Annotated in this window: 29 protein-coding genes and 1 pseudogene; 20 read left to right on the top strand and 10 right to left on the bottom strand. The window is 73.1% G+C overall.

Annotation, left to right across the window (positions count from 1 at the left end; translation table 11 throughout):
- Positions 1–111 precede the first annotated feature (111 nt).
- Positions 112–1,146, top strand: coding sequence for a Ku protein (locus tag KUM32_RS03725; protein WP_217140313.1), 1,035 nt, complete (start codon positions 112–114; stop codon positions 1,144–1,146).
- Between the two features lie 289 nt (positions 1,147–1,435).
- Here KUM32_RS03725 and KUM32_RS03720 read toward each other — a convergent pair whose 3' ends face one another.
- The 3 genes from KUM32_RS03720 to KUM32_RS03710 all read right to left on the bottom strand — a co-directional run bounded on the left by KUM32_RS03720 (position 1,436) and on the right by KUM32_RS03710 (position 3,689).
- Positions 1,436–2,278: an RNA polymerase sigma factor SigF gene (locus KUM32_RS03720; protein ID WP_217140312.1), complete on the bottom strand. Its 843-nt coding sequence runs from the start codon at positions 2,276–2,278 to the stop codon at positions 1,436–1,438.
- Between the two features lie 131 nt (positions 2,279–2,409).
- On the bottom strand, positions 2,410–3,339 hold the full coding sequence (locus KUM32_RS03715) for an anti-sigma factor RsbA family regulatory protein (RefSeq protein WP_217140311.1): 930 nt from the start codon (positions 3,337–3,339) through the stop codon (positions 2,410–2,412).
- Entirely contained in the window at positions 3,336–3,689 is a 354-nt protein-coding gene (locus KUM32_RS03710; protein ID WP_217140310.1) for an STAS domain-containing protein, read from the bottom strand. The genes KUM32_RS03715 and KUM32_RS03710 overlap by 4 nt, the downstream gene beginning before the upstream one ends.
- A 220-nt stretch (positions 3,690–3,909) precedes the next feature.
- Here KUM32_RS03710 and KUM32_RS03705 point away from each other — a divergent pair, with 220 nt between their 5' ends.
- On the top strand, positions 3,910–4,266 hold the full coding sequence (locus KUM32_RS03705) for a PRC-barrel domain-containing protein (protein ID WP_217140309.1): 357 nt from the start codon (positions 3,910–3,912) through the stop codon (positions 4,264–4,266).
- A 33-nt stretch (positions 4,267–4,299) separates the two neighbouring features.
- Entirely contained in the window at positions 4,300–4,464 is a 165-nt protein-coding gene (locus KUM32_RS03700) for a hypothetical protein (RefSeq protein ID WP_217140308.1), read from the top strand.
- Positions 4,465–4,892: 428 nt separating this feature from the next.
- Here the strand turns inward: KUM32_RS03700 and KUM32_RS03695 are convergent, their stop codons facing one another.
- Entirely contained in the window at positions 4,893–5,456 is a 564-nt protein-coding gene (locus KUM32_RS03695) for a Dps family protein (RefSeq protein WP_217140307.1), read from the bottom strand.
- Between the two features lie 119 nt (positions 5,457–5,575).
- Positions 5,576–6,181, bottom strand: a complete 606-nt coding sequence (locus KUM32_RS03690) for a flavodoxin family protein (RefSeq protein WP_217140306.1) — start codon at positions 6,179–6,181, stop codon at positions 5,576–5,578.
- Positions 6,182–6,366: 185 nt separating this feature from the next.
- Between KUM32_RS03690 and KUM32_RS03685 the strand changes: the two genes are divergently transcribed.
- The 3 genes from KUM32_RS03685 to KUM32_RS03675 all read left to right on the top strand — a co-directional run bounded on the left by KUM32_RS03685 (position 6,367) and on the right by KUM32_RS03675 (position 9,035).
- Positions 6,367–7,137 (top strand): bifunctional 2-polyprenyl-6-hydroxyphenol methylase/3-demethylubiquinol 3-O-methyltransferase UbiG, encoded by a 771-nt coding sequence (locus KUM32_RS03685; RefSeq protein WP_217140305.1) that lies wholly within the window; start codon positions 6,367–6,369, stop codon positions 7,135–7,137.
- 187 nt (positions 7,138–7,324) lie between these two features.
- Positions 7,325–8,128 (top strand): alpha/beta fold hydrolase, encoded by an 804-nt coding sequence (locus tag KUM32_RS03680; protein ID WP_217140304.1) that lies wholly within the window; start codon positions 7,325–7,327, stop codon positions 8,126–8,128.
- Between the two features lie 184 nt (positions 8,129–8,312).
- Positions 8,313–9,035 carry an FAD binding domain-containing protein gene (locus KUM32_RS03675; RefSeq protein ID WP_217140303.1) on the top strand — a complete coding sequence of 241 codons (723 nt, stop codon included), beginning with the start codon at positions 8,313–8,315 and terminating at the stop codon, positions 9,033–9,035.
- Positions 9,036–9,071: 36 nt separating this feature from the next.
- On the opposite strand, the gene KUM32_RS03670 is transcribed toward KUM32_RS03675, so the two are convergent.
- Together KUM32_RS03670 and KUM32_RS03665 are read right to left on the bottom strand one after the other, a co-directional pair.
- On the bottom strand, positions 9,072–9,908 hold the full coding sequence (locus KUM32_RS03670) for a lysozyme (RefSeq protein WP_217140302.1): 837 nt from the start codon (positions 9,906–9,908) through the stop codon (positions 9,072–9,074).
- 162 nt (positions 9,909–10,070) lie between these two features.
- Positions 10,071–10,748, bottom strand: a complete 678-nt coding sequence (locus KUM32_RS03665; RefSeq protein WP_217140301.1) for a TetR/AcrR family transcriptional regulator C-terminal domain-containing protein — start codon at positions 10,746–10,748, stop codon at positions 10,071–10,073.
- A gap of 46 nt (positions 10,749–10,794) precedes the next feature.
- On the opposite strand from KUM32_RS03665, the gene KUM32_RS03660 reads away from it, so the two are divergent.
- The 9 genes from KUM32_RS03660 (at position 10,795) to KUM32_RS03620 (ending at position 18,622) form a co-directional block, all read left to right on the top strand.
- Positions 10,795–12,222 carry an FAD-dependent monooxygenase gene (locus KUM32_RS03660; RefSeq protein WP_217140392.1) on the top strand — a complete coding sequence of 476 codons (1,428 nt, stop codon included), beginning with the start codon at positions 10,795–10,797 and terminating at the stop codon, positions 12,220–12,222.
- Positions 12,223–12,602: 380 nt separating this feature from the next.
- On the top strand, positions 12,603–12,767 hold the full coding sequence (gene rpmG, locus KUM32_RS03655; RefSeq protein WP_217140300.1) for a 50S ribosomal protein L33: 165 nt from the start codon (positions 12,603–12,605) through the stop codon (positions 12,765–12,767).
- Positions 12,768–12,796: 29 nt separating this feature from the next.
- Positions 12,797–12,919 (top strand): type B 50S ribosomal protein L36, encoded by a 123-nt coding sequence (ykgO, locus tag KUM32_RS03650; protein ID WP_217140299.1) that lies wholly within the window; start codon positions 12,797–12,799, stop codon positions 12,917–12,919.
- A 139-nt stretch (positions 12,920–13,058) separates the two neighbouring features.
- A complete protein-coding gene (locus tag KUM32_RS03645) occupies positions 13,059–14,135 on the top strand; it encodes a polyprenyl synthetase family protein (RefSeq protein ID WP_217140298.1) in 1,077 nt (358 codons plus the stop codon).
- 49 nt (positions 14,136–14,184) lie between these two features.
- Positions 14,185–14,376, top strand: coding sequence for a hypothetical protein (locus tag KUM32_RS03640; protein WP_217140297.1), 192 nt, complete (start codon positions 14,185–14,187; stop codon positions 14,374–14,376).
- Positions 14,377–14,514: 138 nt separating this feature from the next.
- Positions 14,515–14,808 carry a polyprenyl synthetase gene (locus KUM32_RS03635; protein WP_217140296.1) on the top strand — a complete coding sequence of 98 codons (294 nt, stop codon included), beginning with the start codon at positions 14,515–14,517 and terminating at the stop codon, positions 14,806–14,808.
- Positions 14,801–15,916 (top strand): polyprenyl synthetase family protein, encoded by a 1,116-nt coding sequence (locus tag KUM32_RS03630; protein WP_217140295.1) that lies wholly within the window; start codon positions 14,801–14,803, stop codon positions 15,914–15,916. The genes KUM32_RS03635 and KUM32_RS03630 overlap by 8 nt, the downstream gene beginning before the upstream one ends.
- Positions 15,917–15,929: 13 nt before the next feature.
- The gene (locus KUM32_RS03625; protein WP_217140294.1) at positions 15,930–17,090 is read left to right on the top strand and encodes an oxygenase MpaB family protein; all 1,161 of its coding nucleotides are present in this window, start codon (positions 15,930–15,932) and stop codon (positions 17,088–17,090) included.
- Positions 17,091–17,188: 98 nt separating this feature from the next.
- Entirely contained in the window at positions 17,189–18,622 is a 1,434-nt protein-coding gene (locus KUM32_RS03620) for a WGR domain-containing protein (protein ID WP_217140293.1), read from the top strand.
- 12 nt (positions 18,623–18,634) lie between these two features.
- On the opposite strand, the gene KUM32_RS03615 is transcribed toward KUM32_RS03620, so the two are convergent.
- Positions 18,635–19,057, bottom strand: a complete 423-nt coding sequence (locus KUM32_RS03615) for a DUF350 domain-containing protein (RefSeq protein WP_217140292.1) — start codon at positions 19,055–19,057, stop codon at positions 18,635–18,637.
- Positions 19,058–19,173: 116 nt separating this feature from the next.
- On the bottom strand, positions 19,174–20,274 hold the full coding sequence (locus KUM32_RS03610) for a DUF475 domain-containing protein (RefSeq protein WP_217140291.1): 1,101 nt from the start codon (positions 20,272–20,274) through the stop codon (positions 19,174–19,176).
- A gap of 241 nt (positions 20,275–20,515) precedes the next feature.
- On the opposite strand from KUM32_RS03610, the gene KUM32_RS03605 reads away from it, so the two are divergent.
- The 5 genes and pseudogenes from KUM32_RS03605 (at position 20,516) to KUM32_RS03585 (ending at position 24,033) form a co-directional block, all read left to right on the top strand.
- Positions 20,516–20,782, top strand: a complete 267-nt coding sequence (locus KUM32_RS03605) for a hypothetical protein (RefSeq protein ID WP_217140290.1) — start codon at positions 20,516–20,518, stop codon at positions 20,780–20,782.
- Between the two features lie 114 nt (positions 20,783–20,896).
- Positions 20,897–21,337, top strand: a pseudogene (locus KUM32_RS03600) (cellulose binding domain-containing protein); the annotation flags it as partial.
- A 127-nt stretch (positions 21,338–21,464) separates the two neighbouring features.
- Positions 21,465–21,983, top strand: coding sequence for a hypothetical protein (locus KUM32_RS03595; RefSeq protein ID WP_254404989.1), 519 nt, complete (start codon positions 21,465–21,467; stop codon positions 21,981–21,983).
- A gap of 53 nt (positions 21,984–22,036) precedes the next feature.
- Positions 22,037–22,726, top strand: a complete 690-nt coding sequence (locus tag KUM32_RS03590; RefSeq protein ID WP_217140289.1) for a response regulator transcription factor — start codon at positions 22,037–22,039, stop codon at positions 22,724–22,726.
- The gene (locus KUM32_RS03585; protein ID WP_217140288.1) at positions 22,723–24,033 is read left to right on the top strand and encodes a HAMP domain-containing sensor histidine kinase; all 1,311 of its coding nucleotides are present in this window, start codon (positions 22,723–22,725) and stop codon (positions 24,031–24,033) included. The genes KUM32_RS03590 and KUM32_RS03585 overlap by 4 nt, the downstream gene beginning before the upstream one ends.
- Before the next feature lie 6 nt (positions 24,034–24,039).
- Here the strand turns inward: KUM32_RS03585 and KUM32_RS03580 are convergent, their stop codons facing one another.
- Positions 24,040–24,945 (bottom strand): CAP domain-containing protein, encoded by a 906-nt coding sequence (locus KUM32_RS03580; RefSeq protein ID WP_217140287.1) that lies wholly within the window; start codon positions 24,943–24,945, stop codon positions 24,040–24,042.
- Positions 24,946–25,269: the final 324 nt, after the last annotated feature.

Raw genomic sequence — 25,269 nt, 5'->3', positions numbered from 1 at the left:
GCTGTGACCCCGCCCTTGCCCCGTGTGCTCCGTCCGGCGCGCGGGGCCGCCCGAGGAGTGCGAGCGTGGACGCCACGGGCGGTTCGGGCAGGACGGACGGAGCGGACGGCCATGGCACGGGCGATCTGGACAGGTGTGATCACGTTCGGTCTGGTCTCGGTGCCCGTGGGGCTGTTCACCGCGACGGAGGACCACACCGTCCACTTCCACCAGCTGCAGCGCGGCACCTCGGACCGGATCCGCAACCGGCGGGTCAACGAACGCACCGGCAAGGAAGTCGGCCCCGACGACATCGTCAAGGGATTCGAGGTGGGCGAGGGCGAGTACGTCGTCGTCGAGCCCGAGGAACTGGAGGAGATCGCGCCGGGCCGCTCCCGCACCCTGGAGATCACCGACTTCGTCGACCTGGACCGGATCGCCCCCGTCTACTTCGGCCGCTCCTACTACGTCGCCCCGCGCGGCAAGGAGTACCTCAAGGTCTACGAGTTGCTGCGCACCGCCCTCGCCGAGACGGACAAGGCCGGCGTCGCCACGTTCGTCATGCGCAACAGGCAGTACCTGACCGCCTTGCGCGCCGAGGACAGGGTCCTGGTGCTCCAGACCCTGCACTGGGCCGACGAGGTCCGCGACCCGGTCCGGGAGCTGCCCGGACTGCCCTCGGAACGGGCGGGCCACGGCAAGGAGCTCGACATGGCGCTGCGTCTCGTCGACGCGCTCAGCGGCCCCTGGGAGCCCGACCGCTATCGCGACACCTACCAGGAGAAGGTCCGGGAACTGGTGCGGGCCAAGGCCGAGGGCGAGCAGGTGGCCCCGGCGCAGGAGGCGCCCCCGGCCACCAACGTGGTCGACCTGATGGACGTGCTGCGGAGCAGCCTGGACCGGGCGAAGGGAACCGGGGGCCGGCCGTCACCCGCGAAGGCGGGGAGCGCCAGGGGCAAGCAGTCCTCCGCGCCACGCAGGAAGGCCGCCGCCACGTCCCGCAAGGCGCCGCCGAAGCGGTCGGAACTGCGGGAGCTGAGCAAGGCGGAACTCTACGAGCGGGCCACCGAGCAGGACATCGCCAGACGGTCGAGGATGAGTCGCGACCAGCTCATCGACGCCCTCACCGGAGCCCGCGACCGCCGCAGGAAGAAGACCGCCGCCTGAGAACACGGAACCGCCGCCTGAGAGCACGGAACCGCCGCCTGAGAGCACGGAGGCGAGCCGCTCGTCACCCGGCGGTGACCGCGTCGGCCGCACACCGCGAACGGACCCCCTGCCCCGCACGGCGGCCCGAGGGGCGCGGGCGTGCGCCGGGTGGCCGGTCCGGCTGCCCCGGCCGGTGCGGGCGGCGGAGCCGGCGGTCACGCAGCGGCGGCGCCTCACGCGCTGTGGTGTGCCGCCGCAGACCTCCTCGGTCGCGTACGGCGAGCGCGGAACAGGGCCGGGCCGCGACTCAGTGGGTGGCGAGCATGCCTTCCCGCAGGCGGGCCAGCAGGCGCGAGATCAGCCGGGACACGTGCATCTGGGAGACACCGAGGCGCTCGCCGATGTCCTTCTGGGTGAGTTCCTCGACGAACCGCCAGTGGATGATCTGCCGGTCACGGTCGTCGAGTTCGGCGATCATCGGGGCGAGCGCGTGGAAGTCGTCCACGAGCGCGAGGGCCGCGTCGTCGGCGCCGATGAAGTCCGCCAGGGCCGACTCGCCGTCCTCGCTGCCGTTGATGGTGGCGTCCAGCGAGGCGGAGTTGTAGCCGTTGGCCGCCAGGCGGGCCTCCACGACCTCGTCCTCCGGGAGGCTCATCAGCTCGGACAGTTCCTTGGTGGTGGGGTTGCGGCCCAGACGGCTGCGCAGCTCCTCGGTGGCCCGGGCCAGCTGGACACGGGCCTCCTGCAGACGACGGGGCACGTGCACGGCCCACGAGGTGTCACGGAAGAACCGCTTGATCTCACCGACGATGTACGGCACGGCGAACGAGGTGAACTCGACCTCGCGGGTCAGCTCGAAGCGGTCGATGGCCTTGATCAGGCCGATCATCCCGACCTGGACGATGTCCTCCATCTCCTCCGGGCCCCGGCTGCGGAAACGGCCGGCCGCGAAGCGGACGAGGGACATGTTCATCTCGATGAGGGTGTTGCGCGCGTCCTGGTACTCGGCGGTGCCTTCCTCCAGCACGGTCAGCCGCTCGAAGAACAGCTTCGACAACTCCCGCGCGTCCTTGGGCGCCACCTTGGAGGGGTCCGTGATCTCCGGGATGCCGGTGACCCGCTCGGTAGCCTGCACGGTCGTCGTCGCCATGATGTGCCCTCCCTGTCGATCGCCCCCGTCGTCCGGCCGCCTGTCGGCCGGACGACAACCGCCTACCCCGACCCAGGCACCGCATGCATGGCTTGTCCCGGTCCGGTGGTCAGCGGGGTCCTGACGCCGGGTCAGAGGCGGAGGTGGAGGCGGACGCCGGTGCCGGCGTCGGTCGTGTGCACCCTCACCAGGTCGGCCACGTGATGGACGAGCAGCAGGCCGCGTCCGCCGATCTGACCAGGCTCGGGGGGCCGGCGGCCGGCCAGGGGGTCGCTGAGCCGGCCGGTGTCGCGGACCTCGCACACCACCTGCCCCGCCTCGGCCCATATCGCCAGCGTCCCGTGACCGCCGCCGTGGACCACGCTGTTGGTGGTCAGCTCCGCCACCGCCAGTTCCAGGTCCTGCAACCGTCGTTCGGTCAGGCCGAGCGAGGCGGCCCGGCCCACCGCGAAGCGGCGCACATCCGGCAGCTCGGCGGCACCGAAGGGGAGGACCTCGGCGTCCGGCGCGGGGCGCAGCGGCTCGTTGTAGCGGTCGACGACGGCGGGCCAGTCGTAGGTGTCGCTGGCCCGCTCACGGCCTCGGGCGATGACCGTCGGATGGGTGACCAGAGCGTCGGCCAGGACGCCAGCGTCCAGCCGGGCCTCGTCGTACGGGCACAGGATCGTCACGGAGCGGCCCGCGAAGGCCGCGTTTATCAACGCCTCGTGCTGGGCGCACGCCGGGTACTCCGCCGCACTGCGCCCGGCCCAGATCGGCTCGCCGATGATGCGCACCCGTTCCCGCGCGTGCGCGTCGGCGAACGCCCTGAGGACGCCGGGAATGATCCGCCCCGGATTGCGCCCCGCCTCGGCCATGTCCAGGAAGAGGACGTCCTGCGCGTCCGCCGCCAGCCCCGTCCTGATCAGCTCGAGATTGGGGGCGGGGACGGCCACCGCGACCGGCTCACCCGCGGCCAGGCCCTCCCGTACGAACGTCACCGTCTGCTCGGTGTACTCCTGCTCCGAGCCGTAGAACAGCGCCGGATGGGCGAAGGCGCCGTCGGTGGTCACCGTGCTCATCGGGGCGTCACCTCGATCCGGTGCAGGGTCGGCCAGAACAGCTCCAGCACCCGGGGCAGCTGCGGCGGCGGCTGTTCCACCACGACCCGCCCCCCGGACAGGTTCAGGGCCGTGACGGCGAGCGCCGCCACACCGGCCACGTCGACGAACCGCACGCCGGACAGTTCCACGTAGGACACGTCCGTGTGCCGCCGGGACAGCTCGGTGAGAGCGCCCTCCCAGGACTCGCGGGTGGTCACGCCGATCTCTCCGCTGGCACGGATACCGGGACGACCGGACAGCGGGCCCACCTCCAGGACGGCCCCGCCCCACAGCCGGCCCGGGCCGTCCCCGTGGCCTGTGGCATCCACACTCGGTCTCCTTCGGGAATCCGCCGGACATCCGTACCACGGCCCGGCGCCGGGCCGCTTCTTCCGGTCAGGCAGCCTATCCCGGCGCCCGGCTCCGGACGCCCTGCGGAGCCGATCCGTGGGCCGGTGCGGGGACAAACCGTGCGATGCGGGCGTGAAGCGGGGAACACGACAGAAGAGCGCGTCCTGTGAGGCGCGTCCTCGGAAGGGAGGACCGGGCATGTTTGAAGCCGACAACATCCGTGACTGGCGTGGCCAGGACGTCGTCGACGGCGACGGCCGCAAGATCGGAACTCTGGAGTCCCTCTACTTCGACACCGCCACCGACCGGCCCGCGTTCGCCGCGGTCATGATCGGCCTGCCGACCCGACGGCGTCTGGTATTCGTCCCGGTGGACAGGGCCACCGTCGGACCGGGCTACCTGAAGGTCACCTACGACAAGGCGCTGGTCAAGGAGGCGCCCGGAATCGACCCGGACGGCGAGCTCGCGGCCGAGGACGAGGGCGCGGTCTTCGCCCACTACGGGCTGCCGTACGAGCAGGGCAGCCGCGGCGAACGCCGGCTCGGCCGGCGCTGAAGCGTCCCACGAGCCTCTCCGAGGGAGACGACCGTGAGCCTGTTCCTCCTGCTGTTGCTGGTGGCGCTCGTGCTGGGCGTGATCGGGCTGACCGTCGCGGGGCTGTTCCACCTCTTCGTCGTGGGGATCGTGGTCCTGGTCGCCGACCTGGTCCTCGCCGGGGTGCTCATCGGACGCCGGGGGCGCCCCGCACGCTGAGCCGGACCGTGACGTGCGTGTCGTCCGACAGGTCTTCGGGACCAGGCGTGGGAGCCGCGGCTCCCCGGGCGGCGCGGTGCGCCGGCGCCCGGCCGTCCCGGCACCGGGTCCGCCAGGGACGCGTTCGGTCACCGGGGGAGGAGGTCCGGGGCGGGAGTCCGGGGGCCGGGCGGCCAGGCGGCGTCGGCGGGCCTCCGGGGCCCGGCACCCGATCACGTCGGCGGGCTCCCGGGGCCCGGTCCCGGCGGAGCCCCGCGCCGTCCCTGCGACGGCCGGCCGTCGCGCTTGCCGCGCGGGGAGGCGCCGCAGGGACGGCGCGGGCTCGCACCTGTCCGGCCGACGGCTCCCAGAGCCACGCCGGCGCTCGGTCAGGCGGATGCGCGTGTCGGGTCCGGGACCTGTGCACGTGACGGACCCGCCGGGCAGGCCTACGAGACTTCCGCGCCGCGTTCCGCGGCCTCCGTCTCCGAGACCGCGCTGGCCGTCGCCAGGGTGCCGCCGACGCTCTCCAGGTGGGCCCGCACGAACCACTGGAACTGCTCCAGGTCCCTGAGCTGGCCGATCAGGAGGTCCTCCGTGGCAGTGTCGATCTTGCCGGCCTCCTCGATGGCCGCGCGCATGCCCTCGACCACGCCGGTGTAGACGAGGTCGAGCGCGCCGAGATGCGCGAGGGCGTCGGCCCGTCCGATGGAGTAGTCGTCCCACTTCCGCTCGGCCACCAGCGCCCCGGGCGTGCCCTGGGCCACCCCGCCGAGAGCGGCGATGCGCTCGGCGACGTCGTCGGCCATCTCACGCACCTGGTCGACCTGGGGGTCGATCATCTCGTGCACCGCGATGAAGTGCGGCCCCACGACGTTCCAGTGCACGTGCTTGAGGGTCAGGTGCAGATCGTTGAGGGCGTGCAGACGCAACCGCAGCACGCCGATCAGCCGTCCGGCGGCCTCGCGCTCGATGCCGGGGACCGTGTACTTCGGGGTCAGGTCGTGCGTCATGGCTGACCTCAGCTCCTCATGCCTCGCGTACGTCATTGCACCTGCACGAATGCCCAGCATCGGCCGAGGCAGACATGCCCAGGCGGTGTGCCCGAGGACGGCGTGTCCCCCGGAGGACGTCAGGACGGCGGAGCCGGAACGGGCATCGCGCTGAGCGCCCGCGCCGCGTGGACGAGGTTGGACGCCATGGCCCGGCCCGTGGAGGTGGACCAGTCGTGGCCGCGGTCGTCCTCGAGGAAGTCGGGACCGGGCCCGGGGCCGAGGTGCCAGTAGGTCCAGGCCTGGCCGGGAATGGTGTAGCCGATGTCCGCGAGCGCACCGCTGATCTCGCTGATGACGTGGTGGGCGCCGTCCTCGTTGCCGGTGACCAGCACCCCGGCGACGCGGTTGTAGGCGACGGGACGCTCCTCGTCGTCGGTCTCGGCGAGCATGGCGTCCATGCGCTCGAGGACCCGCTGGGCGACCGAGGACGGGCGGCCGAGCCAGGTCGGCGACGCGACGATCAGGATCTGCGACGACAGCAGCTTCTCGTGCACGCCCGGCCAGTCGTCGCCGTCGCCCATGTCGGTCTCGACCCCGGGCTTCAGGTGCAGGTCGACGGCCCGTACGACGTCCACCTCCACCCCGTGGCCTTTCAGGGCCGCGATGACCGTGGCGGCGAGGGCCTCGGTGTTCGACGGCTGCGGTGAGGGCTTGAGGGTGCAGTTGATGACGAGTGCGCGCATGCCTACCCCTCTTCCCCGGGCGATGGCCTCCGACCGGCGGACCGCGGGAGCGTTCACCCGCCCGGCCGTGCGGTGGCCGGGGGAGCGGGCGGCCGGGCGGCGCTCCTGCGCACGCGTGGGCCCGGGCCGTCGCTCAGGACGATCCGCGGTCCGGCCGGGGCGCCGGGTCGGCTACCGTCGGCCGCATGGCTGACGAGTGCTTCCGGCATCCACGGCTGGCCGCGGTGTACGACGCCCTCGACCCCGACCGCGGCGACCTCGACGCGTACGTGCGCATGGCGGAGGAGTTCGGCGCCCGGCGGGTGCTGGACATCGGCTGCGGAACGGGGGTGTTCGCCCTGCTGCTGGCCGACCGCGGCATCGAGGTCGTCGGCGTCGACCCGGCCGGGGCCTCCGTCGAGGTGGCGCGGCGCAAGGCGGGCGGCGACCGGGTGCGGTGGATCGAGGGCGACGCGACCTCGCTCCCCGCACTGCGGGTCGACCTGGCGACGATGACGGCGAACGCGTCCCAGGAGATCACCGACACGCGGGTGTGGCACCGGACGCTGCGCGGCGCGTACGAGGCCCTGCGACCCGGCGGACGGCTGGTGTTCGAGACCCGGGACCCGGCCCGGCGCGCCTGGGAGGAGTGGGACCGCGACCGGACGTACCGGGTCGCGGAGGTCCCCGGTGCCGGGGCGGTCGAGAGCTGGTGCCGGCTGGTGGAGGTCAGGTGGCCGCTGGTGAGCTTCCGCTGGACCTACGTCTTCGCCTCGGACGGCGCGGCGCTGACCTCCGACTCGACGTTGCGATTCCGCGAGCGCGGGGAGGTGGCGGCGGACCTGGAGGCACAGGGGTACGTGGTGGAGGAGGTACGCGACGCTCCCGACCGGGAGGGCCGGGAGTTCGTCTTCGTCGCGCGGCGCCCCGAGGCCGGCCGGGAGACGCGGCGCGCTCCTCACGACGGCACGGGGTGAAGCGGCTGCGCTTCCGGCCCCGCGGACGCCGGGCCGCTCGGGCGGATCCGCCGGGCCGGAAGCGCAGCCGCTCCTGCGGGACGCGCCGCCGAGGGCGACGGTGACGTCCCGTCCGTGCGCCACAATCCGTGAGACGTCGGCAACGCCCCTGCCCCGTTCCGGTCCTACCGCCGTTAGGGTGCCCGGAATGAACTCCACAACCGTGCGCGGCGCCACGATCGAGTACGACGACTCCGGCCCCTCGGGCGGGCTCCCGCTCCTCCTGATCCACGGGCACCCCTTCAACCGCACCCTCTGGGCACCCCAGGTGACGGCGCTGACGGCAGCCGGGTACCGGGTCGTCACACCCGACCTGCGCGGCTACGGCCGCAGCAGCGTGACGCCCGGCAAGGTCCTGCTCGCCGACTTCGCCGACGACCTCGCCGCGCTCCTGGACCACCTGGCCATCGAGCGCGCGGTGGTCGGCGGCGTCTCCATGGGCGGCCAGATCACCATGGAGTTCCAGGCGCGTCACCCGGACCGGGTGCGGGCGCTCGTCCTGTCCGACACCTCCGCACCCGCCGAGACCGCCGAGGGCAAGGAGTTCCGCAACCGGCTGGCCGACCGGCTCCTCGCCGAGGGCATGGACGGCTACGCGCACGAGGTCATCGACAAGATGCTCGCGTCCTACAACGTGGCCGCGCTGCCGGACGTGACCGCCCGCGTCCTGGCGATGATGCGCGCCACCGATCCCCGCGGTGCCGCGGCGGCACTGCGGGGGCGGGCCGAACGCCGGGACTACCGGGACGTGCTGGCCGCCGTGCGGGCACCGGTCCTCGTCGTCGTCGGCTCGGACGACGTCTACACCCCCGTCGCGGAGGCCGAGTCCATCCGGCGTCTCGTCCCGCACTCCACCCTGGCCGTCATCGAGAAGGCCGGCCATCTCCCCGGCGTCGAGCGACCCGAGCGGTTCAACGCCGCGCTGCTGGATTTCCTGGCCGCGCGGCTGTGACCGGACGCGCGGGACGGGCGGTCCGGGCGCGTGGTGCCCCGGCGCGCGGAGGGCGCGCGTAGTGAGTGAGTGAGCCCTGTACGCGCCCCTGCGCCGGTACGGACAATGCGCAGTGTCCGTGATCACGCGGTGGGAGGCGCGGTGTCGTCCGACCGCCGCCCTCCGGGAAAGCAGGTCGATCGCCATGCTGTTGCGTCTGCCCACATCCGTGTCCGAGGCGCAGCAGTGCATGGCGGAGGGGGCGGTGCCCGTCGGCGGAGCCACCCTCGTGTGGGCCACCTGGCAGCGGGACGGCTTCCCGGAACTGGCCATGTCGCTGCGTGACCTGCCGGAGGCGACCGCGGTCGAGGCCGAGGCGCTGGGTGCGGCCGTGGTGCTGCACCGCATCGACGACCGCGTACCGGAGGTGCTGCGGCGGGCGGCGGGCTCGGTGGGGACCGGGGCCGTACGCCGGACGGCCACGGTCGGTGGCAACATCGTCGGCAGCAGCCTGCGCTGCCTGTTGCCCGCCGCCCTCGTCCTGGACGCCCGTGCCACGGTGCTGGGGCCGGACCGGGCCTACGAGACCGACCTGGCCGAGGTCGTGGCCAAGCGTCACCTGCTGCTCGGTCTGCGCTGGCGCACCCCGGTGGCCAGCGGCTACCGCAAGCAGCCCGCCGAGGCCGGCGGACCGCCGCCCCTGGTCGTGGCCACCGCCGTGCACGGCGACGGCGAGGGCCGGCCCCACCTGCGGGTCGCCGTCCGGGACGGTTACGAGGTGCTCGGCGGGACCACGGCGTGCGACGGGGGGACTGACGACGTCCTGCACGCGCTGGAGCGCACGGATGTCGGCGCACTGCCCTCCGCGGCGCGGAGCGTCGTGCGTGAGCAGGTCGCCGGCATCCTGGGCTCCCTCTCCGGTCGCTGACCGGCAGCCCGGGCGCCGGTCACCGTGCGGTACGGGTCAGCCGTTGGCGAGTGCCTTGACCCGGTCCAGCGCGCCGTTGAACTTGTCGTGGTCCCCGACGGTCGGCCCGGTCGAGGTGTACTGCCACATCGTGTGGACGTTCCAACCGGCCGGCAGCGGCCCCACCGTCGAGGCGTACCGGGCGATCCACAAGGGGTTGGTGGAGCCGAAACCGCTGTAGTTCCCGGTGCACTGGATCCACCAGTTGGTGGAGGTGTAGATGGCGGCGTGGCGGCCGGTGCGCGCCTTGTACCGGTCCAGGAAGTCGCGGATCCAGCCGACCATCTGACTCGCCGTCCTGCCGTAGCAGGTGTCTCCGTACGGGTTGTACTCGATGTCGAGCACGCCCGGCAGTGTCTTGCCGTCCTTCGTCCAGCCGCCGCCGTGGTCGACGAAGTAGTCCGCCTGGGCGGCACCGCCGGCGCCGTCCGGGATCGCGAAGTGGTAGGCGCCGCGGATCATGCCGACGTCGTACGAACCGTTGTACTGCTGGGCGAAGTTCGGATTGCGGTACGAGGTGCCCTCGGTGGCCTTCGCGTAGGCCCACCTCACCCCGCTGTTCCAGAGGGTGGACCACGCGACGTCGCCCTGGTGGCTGGAGACGTCCACCCCTTCGGTCTGGGTGACCCGGGAGGGGACGGGCTGTCCCTGGACACCCTCATGGGCGAGGACACCCATGCCCATGTAGGCGGAACCGCGGGCCGGTGTCCCGTCGGACTCGTCGGCCGACGCGGGGATCGCGGGCAGGGCCAGCAGGAGTGACTGGGCGGCGAGGAGGGCGCCCGATGTGAGCAGGCGTGAGTGGCCCGAGGCCACGGCTATGGGTTTGCGCATGGCACCCATGCCATCCGCTGTCACGCCGCACCGCATCCCGACGGCGCCCAGACGGTGTTGCCCTGTCCGCCACCCGTGACGGATCCGCCGATCGCGGGACCGGACCGGACGCCGCTCCCGGGGGCGGCAGGGTGACCGTGCCCGGTTCGGTCCAGCGGCGGGCTACGGGCGAAGCGGCGGTGCCGACGGGCCGCGCGCGCTCCCCGCTCGTCCGGCGGGCGTGCCGCCGCCGAGGATGCGGTTGACGCCGTCCTCGAAACGGGCGTCGAAGTGGTGGCTGGTGAGGGTGTCGAGGGACGCCGCGAGGGCGGGGTACGGGCCGGACGCGACCGCCGCGCGCAGGCGGTGCTCGTCGGCGGTGTCCGCGGCCTGTTCCTCCTGGGTGAGCCCCAGGGTGAAGTAGACGAGGGCGTACAGGGTCCAGGCCGCCGTGTCCCGGGTGTCGTCGTGGCACGCGAGGGCGGCGACGAGGGTGTCGGCGAAGCGCAGGGTGTGCGGGTCGGGGGCGTAGGTGCCTGCCACCAGTGCGGCGCCGTCACGGTGGGCGAGCAGGGAGCGCCGGTAACGCCGCGTCAGCTCACGGGCCCGCTCGCCCGGGTCCTCGGGCAGAGCCTCGTAGGTGATCGTGCCGGCGACGGCGTCGGCCATCAGTTCCAGCAGTCGTGTCTTGGTCTTGACGTGCCACAGCACCGTGTTCATCCGGACGCCGAGCCGGTCGGCGACGGCGCGCGTGGTGACGGCCTCCAGCCCCGCCTCGTCGAGCAGCCGCAGGGCTTCGTCCACCACGACGGCGGGGGACAGGCGGGTGCGGGGGGAGGGGTCCGTTTGCTTTTTGGTCACTGACCTAGTTTAGTGCGAGGAGACGTATTGGTCAGTGACCAAGGAGATGGGTGTGGAAGAGATCGAAGAGATCGTCGTGGTCGGAGCCGGTCCCACCGGGCTGTGGCTGGCGGCGGAGCTGCGGTTGCAGGGTGTCCCGGTGACCGTGCTGGAGGCGCGTACCGAACGCGATCCGCACTCGAAGGCGCTCACCCTCCATCCCCGGACCCTGGAGATCCTGGGCATGCGAGGCCTCGCGGACGACTTCGTCGGGGAGGGCATGCCGGTGCCCACGGGCCATTTCGGGTCGCTGGAATCCCGTATGGACTTCCAGGTCCTGGACACCCCCTACCCCTTCACCCTGTTCCTGCCGCAGGCGCGCACCGAGGCCCTCCTCGAACGCCACGCCCGGTCCCGGGGCGCCCGCATCCTGCGCGGGCACCGGGTGACGGGGCTGGAGCAGGGGCCGGAAGCCGTGCGGATCGAGGCGGAGGGGCCCGCGGGGCCGTACGTCCTGCGGGCGCGCTGGGTCGTGGGCTGCGACGGCACCCGCAGCCGGGTCCGTGAGGCCGCGGGCATCGACTTCCCCGGCACCGACGCGACCCTCTGGGGCTGGCTCGGTGACGTCGTCCTCGCCCGGACCCCGGCCCTGCCCCTCAGCGTCTCCGGGCCGGAGGGGGGCCTCATGGCGGTGCCCATGCCGGGCGGGGTCACCCGCTTCGTGGGTCACGCCCCGGAAGACCGGCGCGGCGACCACCCGGGTGAGTTGACCCTGGAGGAGATGCGCCGCAGGACCCGGCGTGTCCTGGGTGACGACTTCGGCATGCGCGACCCCGAGTGGCTCTCCCGCTTCGGCAACGCCACCCGCCAGGCCGCCGCCTACCGCAGGGGCCGCGTCCTGCTCGCGGGCGACGCGGCGCACATGCACTTCCCCGCCGGGGGCGTGGGACTGAACGTCGGCTTCCAGGACGCCACCAACCTCGCCTGGAAGCTGGCCGCGACGGCGCTCGGCACCGCCCCCGAGTGGCTGCTGGACACCTACCACGCCGAACGCCATCCCGTCGGCGCGGACCTGCTCACCTGGACCCGCGCGCAGACCGCGCTCATGACCGGCTACTCACCCGAAGGACACGCCCTGCGCGCCGTCCTGTCCGACCTGATCGGCACCGTCCCCGCCTTCTCCCGCGCGCTCGCCGAACGCCTCGGCGCGCTGGACGTCGGCTACCCCCCGGCCGGCCCCGGCACCTCCCACCCGCTGGCCGGCACCAGGGCCCCGGACCTGGCCTTCGCGGACGGCACCGGTCTCTTCTCCCTGCTGCGGGACGGCAGGCACCTGCTGCTCGAACTCGACGGCCACCAGGGCGCCGACGCGGTGCCGGCCGGCCGCCCGCTGCCGCACGGCACCCGTCACCACACCGTCCGCCCGGTGGACGCCGGCCCGGGGTGGAGCGCCGTACGCAGGGTGCTGGTGCGCCCCGACGGCCACGTGGCCTGACCCGGGGAGCGGCCCCCGGCCGAACGGGCGCCGACGCGCCGGTACGGGTGACGCCGGAGGCCCGGACGGTCTCCGGCGTCGCTGCGACCAGGCACGCGTGCCGGACTCGCCCCTCCCGCAGCCCGGTGCGGCGCGTCCGGCAGCCGGAAGGAGCTGCCGCCGCCGGCGAACACCGCGTCCGCGGCGCCCGGCACCGCGACCGGACGCCGCTCTCGTGCACGCCGCGCACGTCGACGCCCCGGCTGTGGCAGGGGTGCTGACCCGGGCCACGCCCGGCCGGCGCCACGGGGAATGCTCCGGCGGGGGACGGTGTTGAGCGGGACGTGACTGACATGCGCGGATCAGAACCGTTGCCGCGCGTGCGGTCGGAAGGAGTTCCCATGGCACGCGGCACCGCACGCCCGGTCGTCCGGCTGAAGTCGACGGCGGGGACCGGCGTCACCTATGTGACGCGCAAGAACCGGCTCAACGACCCCGACCGGCTCGTCCTGCGCAAGTACGACCCGGTGGCGGCGGAGCACGTCCTGTTCCGCGAGGAACGCTGAACGGCGCGACGGACCGAGGAGGGATTCTCATGAAGGTGCGCAACTCCCTGCGCTCACTGAAGGCCAGGCCCGGTGCTCAGGTGGTGCGTCGCCGGGGCGTGACCTATGTGATCAACAAGAAGGACCCGCGTTCCAAGGCCCGCCAGGGCTGAGCCGCGCGCGAGGCCCGGCCCCGCCACCGGCGGGGCCGGGCCCTGCCATGTCCGTGCCCGCCGGGCCGTGCCGCTCGGTGCCCGAGCCTCCTGGCACACTGCGGTGCGTGCCCATCCGCCCCACCCCCAGGAGGACCTCGTGACCACCGAGCACCCGCTGGACCGCGCCGCCCGGTGTCAGCGGCGGTTCGACACCCTCTTCGCGGAGTACTTCGACACGCTGGGCACGACGTGGGACACGCCCTCCTTCAGCCGCTTCACCCCGGACTGCCTGGACCTGCTGCGCGACCTCTCGCTGCGAGGCGGCAAGCGGATGCGGGTCGTGCTGCTGCACGAGGCCGCGCGCCTGGTGACCGCCGAGCCGGTGCCAGGGCTGGACGCCGCCGCGCTCAGCGTCGAACTGCTGCAGACCCACGGACTGGTGCACGACGACCTCATCGACGACAGCGCCACCCGCCGGGGCGGACCCACCACCTACTACGCCTACCGGGACAGGTTCCCCCGGCATCCGCGCGCGGCGCTCGCCCTGACCGTACTCGCGGGCGACCTGGCGCTCGCCCTCTCGCTGCGCGTGCTCCTGGACGCCGAGCTCCCCCCGGCCGTGCGGCAGGCGATGGTCGAGGTCCAGACCCGGGCCGCGGCCGACACGTTCGTCGGCCAGATCGTCGACCTGGAGCGCGACTTCGCCGCCACCGTCCCGGACGACGAGGTCCTGCACGATGTCGCCGACCACAAGTCGGCCCGCTACTCGGTCCTCGCGCCCCTCGAACTCGGACTGCTGGCCGCCGGTGAACAACCGGCCGCCCACGCACAGGAGTTGCGTCGTTACGCCCGCCTGGTCGGCATCTGCGGGCAGATGCGTGACGACTACTTGGACCTCTTCGGCGACGCGGCCACGATGGGAAAGCCGACCGGTACCGACATCCGCGAGGGAAGGCGCAGCTACACCGTCGTCCGCCTGCTGTCCACCGTGAGCGGCTCCGAGCGCGCGGTCGTGGAGGCGGCCCTGGGCGACCCCGCCTGCCCGCCGGAGACCGTCGCCGAGGTCCGCGGGATCGGCGAGCGCCACGGGGTGCCCGCCCTGATGCGCGAGGACATGCGGCGGTACGCTGAGCAGGCCCGTCTGGTGGCGGCGGGCTGGCGTCCGCGGTGGCGCGAGGAGGCGGTCGCCTTCTTCGAGGGGCTGCCGGGGTGGAGCATCGACCGGGCCGGGTGACCGGCGGCCGACGGGTCCCGGGGGACTACGGAAGAGCAAGGGAACGTACATGGCTGTGGCGGTTCTGTCCGGCGTCCTGGTGCTCGTCGTCGGTGGGTGTGTCTGCGTCGTGTGGGCGGCGCGGGGCGGCCCCCGGTGGGTGCGGGGCGTGGCTGCCGCGACCCTGTCGGTGGGCGAACTGGTACGCGGTCCGGGGAACTCCGGTCGCGGCCCGGGCGGGCGGGGCGACTCGGACGACTGAACCGGCCCGCCCGACACCTGTTCCCCGTGTCACTCAAAAGGGTATTCGGGATCTTCCACCCCGGGTGCCCGGTCATGCTCTGAGCCGATGCGCCGTTGACCAGACGCATCAGTGACGACGCGCCCTCCGGGGGGAAGCATGACGCACTCGACACACTCGACGCAGCGGGGCCGAGGCCTGGACGACCAGGCCGTACTGCTGGTCGCCGGACTCGCCGACCTGGCGGTGAGCACGTTCGGGGCGGCGGTGGGCGGGCTGCGCGGGCTCCTCGGCCGCTCGGACACCGCCGACCTGGTGCGGGAGGCGGAACAGGATCTCCAGGCCCGGGGCAGGCTGGCCCTGGACCGTTGGACCAACGTGCCACCCGCCCACCTGGAGGTGCTCGCCCGGCACGCGCGGGCGCGGCGGGCAGCGGACGGCGGCGATGTCTGACCGCTGGGACCCGGACGCCTTCAAGGCCCGCGTCGACGACGTCCTGCGCGCCTTCCTGGAGGAGGAGGCCGGCCACTTCGTGGCCGTCGACGACGCTCTCACGCCCGTGGCCGAGCAACTGCGGAACGCGGCCGGGCACGGCAAACGGCTGCGAGCGGCCTTCTGCTACTGGGGCTGGCGCGCGGCCGGACAGCCCGACAGCGACGCGCTCGTACGGGCGGCGGCCTCCATGGAGCTGGTGCACGCCGCGGCGACCGTCCACGACGACCTCATCGACGACAGCCGTCTGCGCCACGGTCTGCCCACCGCCCACGTCGCCCTGGAAGCCGTACTGACGACGGCCCGCGGGACAGGCCGGCATCCTGTCCCGCACCACCCCGCCCCGGAGCAGGCCCGGGACGGCCGCCGCCGGGTCCGTGCGGCCGCCCGGTCCCTGGCCATGCTGGTGGGCGACCACCTGATGGCCCTCGCCGGGCAGTTGTTCATCACCAGCGGTCTCCCCGCCGCCTACCTCGCCCGCGCCCGCGGTCTGTGGGCCGCGCTCGCCCGCGAACTCGTCGCCGGCGAGTGCCTGGAGATCCTGCACACCGGCGGACGACCGGACACCGGGACCTCGCTGAAGGTGGTCCGGTACAAGACCGCCAAGTACACCGTCGAGCACCCCCTGCTCATCGGCGGCCTGCTCGCCGGGGCCCCTCCCGCACTGCGCGACACCTACTCGGCCTACGGACTGCCGCTCGGCGAAGCGTTCCAGCTCCGCGACGACCTGCTCGGCCTGTTCGGAGACCCGGAGCACACCGGCAAGGCGGCCCTGGACGACCTGCGCGCCCACCGGCCCACCGCACTGCTGGCCGAGACCTGGCAGGCCGCCGACGCGTCCCAGCGCGAGCTGCTGGGCGGCGTGTTGGGCCGCGGCGACCTGGACGCGACCCACCTGCGCGACATCCGGGACCTCATGCTGGAGCTGAAGGCTCCGCAACGGGTCGAGCGGATGATCCTCACCCGCGTGGAGCGGGCCACCCGCGCCCTGGACCACACCGGGACGCCACCGCACGCGCGCCGGGCGCTGCGCGACCTGGCCCAGCGGGCCACCGACCGCATCCACTGACGAGGAGACCGTGATGAGCTTCACCGAGACGTCGATGGACGCCCTCCGCCACGACGGCGACGAACTCGCCGACGCCGTCGTCGCCACCCTGTTCGAGCGCGGCGAGGTCGGCATGTTCAACTCCCTGATGCGCCACGTCTCCACCACCGGCCAGCAACCACCGGAGGGCCTGCCCGGGGTGGCCCGGGAGTACCTGCGGGTGACCGGCACACCGCCCGACTGGGTGGACTGGTCCGAGATGGAGAAGGCCCGCCTGTTCTTCCTCGACAACAACGTGCACATCGCCACGGCCCTGTCGTTCGCGTCCATGCCCGCCTGCTACGTCGTCCCGCACGTGGCCAAGCTGCTGTCGGCCACCCACGGGCTGAGCTACCCCTCCAAACGGATGGCGGAGACCGGCCAGTTCACCGTCTACCTCATGCGTCCGGACGCGTTCGAAGCCGGGGGCCGGTTCATCCCGGCAGCGCAGAAGGTACGCCTGCTGCACGCCGCCGTCCGCCACCACCTGAAACGGGAGAACCGCTGGGACACCGAGACCCTCGGCGCGCCGATCTGCCAGGAGGACATGATCGGCGGGCAGATGTTCTTCTCCCTGCTCGTCCTGGACAGCCTGCACCGTCTCGGCATCCACATGTCCGCCGAGGGGGCGGACGCCTACTTCTACGCGTGGCGCGTGGTCGGCGCCATGCTCGGCGTCGACCAGACGGCCGTCCCCACCACGCTCGACGAGGGGCGGCGGTTCCTCGACCTCTACATGCTGCGCCACATGGGCCCGTCCGAGGAAGGCGCCCACCTGACGAGGCAGCTGATCGACCTGTACGAGGAAGTCGTCCCCGGCACCCTCTTCGACCCGGTCGTCCCCGCCCTGATCCGCTACCTCGTCGGCGACACGTGCGCCGACTGGCTGGACGTGCCCCGCAGCCCCTGGGACACCCTCGTGACGGCCGCCCCGCACCTGCTCGGTGTCCTGGAGACGATCGAGGACCGCTCCCCCCTGGGAGCCTGGGCGCTCGACCGCCTCGGCCACCTCACCACGATCCTCGAACTGTCCTCCCTCACCCGCGGACGCGTCATGCACTACGCCATCCCCGAACAGCTCAGGAAGGAGTACGGCGTCGCCGGCGCCGCCTCCCGCACCAGCCGCTGGACCCCGCCGCCCGCGACCGTCTCCTGAGCCACCGGGCGCGCCGCCCGATTGTCAGTGGGATCTTCTACGGTTCAGTCAGTGGGACCCGCGGACGCACCGCGGGCCGATCCGGGGAGAGGTCTGCCATGACGAAGACGTATCTGGAGCTGTCGCAGGACGGCGGGGGCGCGCACAAGTTCTACGAAGTCACCGTCCAGGGGCAGGTCGTGACGGTGCGCTACGGCCGGATCGGTGCCGCGGGGCAGACCCAGACGTCGACCTTCCCCACCGCCCAGAAGGCCGAGGCGGCGGCCGCGAAGAAGATCAGCGAGAAGGTGCGCAAGGGCTACGCCCCCGCCGTGCAGGGGCAGCGGGCGCCCCGCGCGGTCACGCGCCGCCAGGTGACCTCGGCGCCGTCCACGGCCCGCGCCGTCGCCCCCGTCCTGTGGCGCTTCCGCACGGGCTCCGCCGCGTTCGGCATCCACATCGACGAGGAGCGCTGCTGGGTGGGGAACCAGGCGGGCGACGTCTACACCCTCGCGCACGGAGGCGAGGTCCTCGCCCGTTACCAGCTGCCGGACGGCGTCAAGTGCCTGGTCGCCGACGACTTCTGGATCTACGCCGGCTGCGACGACGGCCGGGTGTACGACCTGTCGTCCAAACTGCCGTTCGCGGCCTACGACATCGCGGCCGACGTGGACATCTTCTGGCTCGACATCCACGAGGGCGTGCTGAACGTCGCGGACCGAGCCGGGCGGCTCACCGTGATCGACCACGAGGACGAGCACCAGTGGGCGCGCGGCGGGCGCGGCGAGCACGCGTGGATGGTGCGCGCCGACGACCGGGCCGTCTACCACGGGCACACGCACGGCGTCACGGCCCACTCCCCGGACGGCGGCACCGAGTTGTGGCACACGCCCACGCAGGGCGCCGTGCTCTTCGGCTGGCAGGAGGACGACGCGGTGTACGCGGGTACCGGGCGCCACACGGTCCAGCGACTGTCGAAGGCCACCGGCGCCATCGAGGCGACCTACCACTGCGACAGCCCGGTGTACTCGTGCGCCACCTCGCCCGGCGGCCGGTTCGTCTTCGCCGGGGACTCGGCCTCCTCGGTGTACTGCTTCGACCGGGACGGCACGCGGCTGTGGAAGCTGGGCACGGGCGGCGGCTCGGCCCTGTCGATGCAGTACCGGGACGAGCGGCTCTTCCTGGTCACCACGGACGGTTCCCTGGTGTGCGTGGACGCGAGCGAGGCGGCGGTCACCGCCGCCCAGCAGGGCTCGGTGCCCGTCGCCCGTGACGTCAAGCTCGCCGCCGCGCTGCCGACGTACGCGCCCGCCACCGCGGCCGGTTCGGTGACGACCGTCGCCGCGGCACCCGCGGGTTCGGTGGTCGTGGAGTGCGTCCAGGAGAACGGCCGGACCCGGATCCACGTGGTGTCGGAAGGGTACGACCCGTCGTGGAACGTCCAGTTCCCGAGGGCGATCCGGGAACCGGGCGCACGCTACGTGGTCGACGCCCTGCACGCCGCGTCGGGCGGTTTCTACCGGGTGCGCGGGGACATCAGGCGTCTTGTGTGACCGGGGGCGGCCTCAGGCGATGGAGGCCGAGATGACGGCGGAGACCGCGAGGTTGCAGGACGCCGTCACCCACACGGCCGGGTGGGGCTCCGGCTCGACCAGCGTCGCGCCGAGCCGCCCCGGCGTGATCAGGTCGACCACCAGGAAGGCCACGGCCATCATCACGAGCCCCAGCAGGCCGAACGCCGCCGTCGAGACCAGGCCCTTGCCGAAGTCCTCGTAGGTCGTCCAGATGGAGGTGAACACGATGCCGCCGATACCGAGCAGCGCGGAGCTGAGCACCGCGGCGGCGTTGCGGTTGCGCTGCTCCCAGATCTGCCGGCCGAGCTTTCCGGGCGTCAGCACGTCCACCAGGACGATGCCGAGGACCAGGAGGACCAGACCCAGGCCGCCGTAGGCGGTGGCCCGGCCCAGTCCGTTGACGATGTCGCTCATGGGGATGCCGGCTCCGTAGCGTGAGAGATCGTGAATGATCGCGGTCAAGGCGATGCAAAATGTAGCGCACCCGTTCGGCCACCCGGCCCCTGCGGTACGACCGACCGGCCGCCGCGTCAGGAAGCCGCCGCGAGCGCGCGGTTGCGGCGCACGGAGGACCAGAAGGACGAACCGATCAGGACCACGCCGATGAGGCCGGTGATGAGCTCGTTGATCTGGTACTGGATGGTGACCAGCAGGATGAGGGCGAGGGCGCCGATGGCGTAGTGGGCGCCGTGCTCCAGGTAGACGTAGTCGTCGAGGGTGCCCTGACGGACCAGGTAGACGGTCAGGGACCGGACGTACATGGCGCCGATGCCGAGACCGAGGGCCATCAGCACGATGTCGTTGGTGATGGCGAAGGCGCCGATGACGCCGTCGAAGGAGAACGACGCGTCCAGGACCTCCAGGTAGAGGAACATGAAGAACGCGGCCTTGCCGGTGAGGGCGACGGACGAGCGGGACCTGCCCGCATGTTCGGCCTCCGCCTCGGCCGCGTGCCCGCGCTCCTCCTCCTGTTCGAGTCTGTCCTCGAAGAACCCGGAGAGACCACCCACCACCATGTAGGTGATCAGGCCGGCGACACCGGCGAGCAGGACCGTCTCCGCCTTGTCGGCATGCACGCCCCCGTGCTGGTGAGCGTGGGCGCCGAAGGTGATCGAGGAGACGAGCAGCACGATCAGGGCGATGCACACCGACAGCATGTCGACCCTGCCGAGCCTGGCCAGCGGACGCTCCAGCCAGCCCAGCCACTTGACGTCCCGGTCCTCGAAGACGAAGTCGAGGAAGATCATCAGGAGGAACATGCCACCGAAGGCGGCGATCGACGGATGGGCGTCCGTCACCAGCTCCTGATAGCGGTCCTTGTCGGTGAGCGCGAGGTCGACGGCCTCGATCGGCCCCAGCCGGGCGCTGACCGCCACGATCACGACCGGGAACACCAGGCGCATACCGAAGACGGCGATGAGAATGCCGACGGTGAGGAAGATCTTCTGCCAGAAGGCACTCATCTTCTTCAGGATCCCGGCGTTGATCACCGCGTTGTCGAACGACAGGGAGATCTCCAGCACGGCGAGGATGGCGACGAGACCGAAGGCGGTCCACCCGTCGTACAGCACTCCGGCGGCCAGGCCCAGGGCGGTGACGGCGAAGGCCCAACGGAACGTCTTCAATAGCACGGGCTACTCACTCACTCCTGTTGTCGCGCTGTGCCGGAACGGGTCTTCCCTGCCAGTGCCCCTCACCCACGATGTCTACCACGATCGTTCGCCGTTCCCGCGGTGTCCGGCGCCGCACGGGCCGCGACAGCCCGGGAAGGGGCCCGCTGCCGGCTGGAACCGCTGGACGACCCGCCGCTCTGAGGGCGCCCCTTCCTGTCCGGCCGCGCCGTTGTCAGTGGCGGATGCGAGGCTGCCCGTCATGGATGAGGTGGAGTTCATGCGGGGCAGGGTGTACGGCGCGGACCACGACAACCCCGGGCCGCGGGCCGGCCGCGTCTACGCGCAGCTGGTGGGCGGGCCGCTGGACGGTCTGCTGCTGGACGTCACCGACCTCACGGAGGAGGAGCGCGGCCGGGGAGTGTCACTGGCCACGGAGATGGGCCGCTACGGGGCGGGCGGCCACTGCGCGTACGGGCCGAGGCCGGGCGCCCCCCGGCGCTTCGACTGGCGGGGCGACCTGCCCTGACGGCTCCCCGGTGTGTGCGCCGGCGCCCCCGGTGTGCGACCAGAGCCGCGAGCAGCCGGTCGTGTGCGGCCCCGGGGGCCGGCTCGGGCCGCCCGCCCGGCGCGGTGATCACCTGGCCTCACCGCCGACACCGCCTACACCTTCGCCGTCTACGCCCGCCACGCGGCGGGCAACCGCTCGGCCCGCTCCGCCACCGTGGACGTCACGACCGACGCGGGCGGCGGCACCCCGGGCACCGCCTGCTCCGTCGGATACCGCGTCGTCGGCGAGTGGCCCGGGGGCTTCCAGGGCGAGATCGCCGTCCGCAACACCGGGAGCTCCTCCCTCGGCCCGTGGACACTCGCCTTCGCCTTCGCGGACGGCCAGACCATCACGAACATGTGGGGAGGCACCGCCACCCAGAACGCCGGCGCGGTGAGCGTCGCTCCGGCCTCCTACACCGCCACCATCCCCGCCGGCGGCACGGTCACCCTCGGCTTCACCGCCGGGAAGGGCGCCACCAACACCGCCCCGGCCGCCTTCAGCCTCAACGGCACCGCCTGCCGCGCGACGTGACCGTACGCGCGCACCGGACGGCGGGGGCCGCGCGCCCCCGCCGCCCGGCACCGGGCGCCCGACGGGCGACGGGCGTCAGAACGACACCTCGCGGACACTGGCCTGGCTCCGCGGCCGCGTCGTCGCGGTGATCTCCGACCGGTGGCGGCTCGCCGAGAACGTCACCGTCAGCGTCTCGGGCGCGCCCTGGCCCGTACTCACCGTGAAGCCCTGGTCCGGCACGGCCGAGATCAGGCACACCCCGCCGGCGCCGAAGCGCACGGTCGCCTTGCCGCCCTCGGACGGCACGGTGTACACGCCGGACCCGCCCTCCTCGCACCCCGGTTCTCCCCCTCCCGCCGACGGCTCCGGGGGCGTGGCGCGGGCGGTCGGCGTCGGCGTCGGCGCAGGTGTCCGACTCGGCTCGCGCGTCTTCTCGCCCGTACGGGTGCGGGACGGCGTCGGGCCGGGTTCCCGGCTGGTCGCCGACGGGCTGGGGGAGCGCTTCGCCGTCTTCGACGCGGTGGGCCGGGGGGACGCCGGAAGCTCCTCCGGGGCCGACTGCGCGACCGGCGCGGTCGGCCGCGTCGAGCCCACCACGAAGTGGATCGTGATGATGACGGCCGTGACGCTGGCGGCCGTGCACGACAGCCAGATGATCAGGTAACGCAGGAGGCGGGGCACGACACCATGGTGACGGACCGGCTAACGTGCCTGCCCATGGCCTCCGTACTTGTCGTCGAGGACGACCCCGTGATCCGGACCGCGCTGATCGAGGTCCTGACCGGGCACGGCTACGCGGTGAGGACCGCCCACCAGGGATTCGAGGCGTTGCGCGACATCACCCAGAGCCCGCCCGACATCGTGGTGCTCGACCTCGGACTGCCCGACCTGGACGGGCTGGACGTACTGCGGATGATCCGGGGCGTCTCCCGCGTCCCGGTGCTGGTCGCCACCGCCCGCGACGACGACGCCGAGATCATCCGGCTGCTCAACGCCGGAGCCGACGACTACATGGTGAAACCGTTCTCCGGCGGCCAGCTCGCGGCCCGACTCGCGGCCGTGCTGCGCCGCTCCGTGCCCGCCGACGTCCGGACCGCACGGCAGCCGGTCCTCCAGGTCGCCGACCTGCGCATCGACCCCACGGCCCGCACCGCGCACCTCGCCGGCCGGGAACTGCCGCTCACCCGCCGCGAGTTCGACCTGCTCGCCTACCTGGCCGCCAACGCCGACCAGGTCATGTCCCGGCAGCGCATCCTCGCCGAGGTGTGGCAGCAGCCGTACCTGGAGGACCAGACGGTGGACGTCCACCTCTCCGCGCTCCGCCGCAAGATGGGGGAGAACCCGCGAGCGCCCCGTTACCTCCGCACCGTGCGCGGGATCGGCATAAAACTGGTCAGCGCGCCATGAGGCGTGCCCTCGCCGGCATCGCGCTGGCCGTCACCTCGATGGTGGCGCTGTCGTTCCTCATCCCGCTCGCCCTCCTCGTCCGCGAACAGGCCCGCGACCGGGTCACCACCGCCGCCGAGCAGCGCGCCGCGGCCCTGTCGCCGGTCCTCGCCCTCACCACCCGGCGTACCGACGTCCAGCAGGCCGTGGCGGAACTCGGCTCGTCCGACCAACTCGCCGTACGGCTGCCCGGCGGCGGCTTCGTCGGGACCCCGCACGCGCCGACGGACGCCCTCGACCGGGCCGTGCGGGGGCGTGAGACGCTCGCCGTCGACACCGCGGACGGCTGGGTCTACCTCCAGCCCGTCGTCCTGCGGGGCGACCGGGTGGCGGTCGTCGAGGCCTATGTGCCCGCCGCGGATCTCACCCGGGGCGTGGCCGCCTCGTGGGGCGTGATGGCCCTGCTCGCGCTGGGCCTGGTCGGTGGATCGGTCCTGGTCGCCGACCGGCTCGGCGCCCGCGTCGTCCGCTCCTCCCGCAGCCTCGAGCGCGCCTCGCTCGCCCTCGGCTCCGGCGATCTCGACGTACGGGTGGAGCCCGACGGGCCGCCCGAACTCCAGGAGGCCGGGGTGGCGTTCAACACCATGGCCGACCGGGTCGTCGACCTGCTCGCCGTCGAGCGGGAGCTGGTCGCCGACCTCTCCCACCGGCTGCGCACCCCGCTGACCGCCCTCTACCTGGAGGCCGACCGGATGGGGGCGACGCCCAGCGCCCGGCGGGTCAGGCAGGCGGCGGGGGAGCTGGAGAGCGAGCTGGACTCGATCATCGCCGCGGCGCGCACGCCGCTGGCGGCGACGCAGCCCGGCGGGGCGGGGACCGGTACGTCGAAACCGTGCGACGTCGCCGAAGTGGTCGCCACGCGCCTGGACTTCTGGTCGGTCCTCGCCGCCCAGCAGGAACGCCTGTGCGAGCGCTCGCTCACGCCGCGCCCGGCGCCCGTGGCCTTCTCCGAGGACGACCTCGCGGCCGTCGTCGACGCGCTGATCGGCAACGTGTTCCGGCACACCCCGCAGGGCACCGCCTTCGTCGTCCGTGTGGAGCGGACGGACCGGCACGTCGTCCTGACGGTCGACGACGCCGGGCCGGGCGTGGCGGACCCGGAGGCGGCACTCACCCGGGGTGTCAGCGTCGGCGGCTCCACGGGACTCGGCCTGGACATCGTGGCCCGGGCGTCGCGCGCGGCGGACGGTGAACTGTCCATCGACCGCGCGCCACTGGGCGGCGCGCGGGTACGGGTGTCGTTCGCGCTCGCCGACGGCGGACGCTGAAGCGCTTCAGAGGCCGGTGCCGAAGTCCTGCGTCCACCAGGGGCCGCCGTCGCCGAAGTGGACACCGACGCCGAGCTCCTTGAAGGAGCAGTTGAGTATGTTCGCGCGGTGTCCCGCGCTGTTCATCCAGGAGTCCATCACCGAGGCCGCGTCGCTCTGCCCCTGGGCTATGTTCTCGCCCACCGCGGACCACTGGTAACCGGCGGCCTCGACACGGCTCGCCATGGTGGAGCCGTCGGGTCCCGTGTGGGACAGCACGCCGCTGCCGGCCATGACGTCGCTGTACTCGTCGGCGGCACGGGTCAGCCGGTCGTTCGCCGTGACCGGCGAGCAGCCGGCCGCGGCGCGCTCCTCGTTGACGAGCGCCAGAACCCGCGCCTCGGGGCTGTCGCCCGCCCCACCGGAACCCGAATCCGGACCCGACCCCGATCCCGGATCCGAAGCAGGCCCCGACCGGGTGCCCGCACCGGAGCCGCTGCCGCCGTCCGACGGGCGGTCGCCGCGGCTTCGCGCCGTCGCCTTGTCGGGTGCCCCGGACGCGGGCCCGGCCGTCTTCGCCGGTCCGGTGGCCGAGCCGGCCGCCTTGGCCGGTTTGCCGGTCGGCTCGGTACCCCCGTCCGGCTCGGTACTCGCGAACGGCGAGCCGGACGCCGTGGCACGCGGGCTCGCCGACGGCGACGCGAGCGGCGCCGCGCCGCCCGCGGCGTCCCGGGCGCCCGCGGCCTCACCGGCGGCCCTCGTGGTGACCCGGTCCGCGGTGCCGCCGTCCTCGCCCCCGGAGACGGTCAGGGTGACCCCGACACCCGCCGTCACAGTGACGGCGCCGAGCACCAGCGCGGTACCGCGTGTTCTGAGTCCGCCACGGGGGCGGGCGTGGGAACGGGACGGGCGAGCGGCTCGGTGGGAACCCATACGCAAGGACACCTCGGCTTGTCTTCGGCTGACGGCACACCACCCCGTACCCGGTGGACGCGATCGCGCCCACCGGGACCGTGGGGGGTGGTCGAGAGCCTAGGACCCCTCCGGCGGGGAAGTGGCAGCGAGAAGGCCATCTTCAGAAAGCCTTAAAAGAGCCCCCAAAGTCCGTTGAGGTCCCGGGCCGGGCGACGGACCCGACGGGCGGTGGGCGGGGGAGCGAGGTGAGGAGGCGGTGGCGGTGGCGGGGGAAGGGGGGAGAGGAGGAGGGGGACCCCACCGCACGGGGTCAGGAGTGGCCCGGCTCACATGGCGTACCGC

It is taken from the genome of Streptomyces sp. AC627_RSS907 (genome assembly GCF_019049165.1).
Note: the sequence above shows the minus strand (reverse complement) of the source record. Positions and strands in the feature narration are given on the sequence as shown.